The organism is Nguyenibacter vanlangensis, from assembly GCF_013376155.1.
Taxonomy (GTDB): domain Bacteria; phylum Pseudomonadota; class Alphaproteobacteria; order Acetobacterales; family Acetobacteraceae; genus Gluconacetobacter; species Gluconacetobacter vanlangensis.
Genome location: NZ_JABXXP010000713.1, coordinates 1 through 1,393 on the forward strand (window position 1 = coordinate 1; position 1,393 = coordinate 1,393).

2 protein-coding genes are annotated in these 1,393 nt (G+C 68.9%); both read right to left on the reverse strand.

The window, feature by feature from the left end:
* Nucleotides 1–877 (reverse strand): aldo/keto reductase (locus tag HUK84_RS18315; RefSeq protein ID WP_176641512.1); only part of this gene is annotated, 877 nt, incomplete at its 3' end.
* Between the two features lie 141 nt (nt 878–1,018).
* Nucleotides 1,019–1,393: endonuclease/exonuclease/phosphatase family protein (locus HUK84_RS18320; protein ID WP_176641513.1), on the reverse strand; the 375-nt coding region annotated here is incomplete at its 5' end.

Below are 1,393 nucleotides of genomic sequence, written 5' to 3' on the forward strand. Positions count from 1 at the left end.
CGACCTGCTCGGGCCGGGTCGCGCCGGCGATGACCGAGGCCACCACGTCCTGCGCCAGCAGCCAGCCGAAGGCCAGTTCGGTCAGCGTGCGGCCGAAATCGCGCGCCACGGCCTCCAGCCGGTCCAGCAGGGCCCAGTTGGCGTCGGTCAGGTAGCGGTCGCGCAGATGTGTCCATGCCGTCAGGCGGCTGCCCGCCGGCAAGGGCGTGTCGCGGCGATATTTGCCCGTCAGCACGCCGCTGGCCAGCGGGAAATAGGGCAGCAGCCCCAGGCCGTAGCGGCGCATGGCCGGGATCAGGTCGCGTTCCGCGCCGCGGGCCAGCAGCGACAATTCGTCCTGGCACGAGACCAGGCCGTTCAGCCCGGCGGCGCGCGCCACGTGATGCGCATCGGCCACCTGCCATGCCGGGAAATTGGAGCAGCCCGCATATAGCACCTTGCCGTCGCGGATCAGGTCGTCCAGCGCCCGCAGCGTTTCCTCGATCGGGGTGGCGGGGTCGGGGGTGTGGATCTGGTACAGATCGATGCGGTCGGTGCGCAGGCGCCGCAGGCTGGCCTCGACGGCGGTGCGGATATAGCGGCGCGAGGCCCCCTGGCTGCGGCCCTCGGCGTCCATCGGCATGCCGAACTTGGTCGCCAGCACGATGTCGTCGCGCCGCGCGCCCAGAAGCGCCCCCAGCGTTTCCTCGGACGCGCCGTAATGGGCCTCGCGCCGGCCATAGACGTCGGCGACGTCGAACAGCGTGATCCCGCTGTCCAGCGCCTGGTGGACGACGGCGCGGGATTCCTCCAGCCCGATCCGTCCGCCCAGATTGTTGCAGCCCAGCCCGACGGCGGAGACGCGCAGGCCCGAGCGGCCGAGAGAGCGTTGTTCCATCGCACCTGTCCTTTCGCAGCCAATTAGAGCAGATCCCGTTCAAACGGAATCGTTTGAACGGGTGAAGATGCTCGATAAAATAACAACATAGAGCATTTCCGCTGAACCGGTGTTCAGCGGAAATGCTCTAGCCCGTAAATGCTACGGCATCCGCAGGCGGACGGATACCGGGCAATGATCGGACAGCCGGGCCGCCCAGGCAGGGTCCTGCTGGTCGTAAGTCAGCACCCGCAGGCTGTCGGCGACCAGCCAGTCGCGGCCGCGATTGCCCAGCAGCACATGATCGATGAAATAGGCCCCGCCCCAGCAGGGGCTGGCATGCAAGGCGGTGGCCAGGGTCAGCGGGCCGTCCCCCTGCCAGGCGCGGAAATAGGGATCGCGCGGCGTCAGGTCGCGGTTGAAATCGCCCATCAGCACGAAGGGTACGCCCTCGTCCTGCCGCTGGGCGATCCAGTCGTCCAGCACCGCCATCTGCCGGCGCAGGGTGCGGCATGCGGGGCGCGGGTCGGCGGGGGG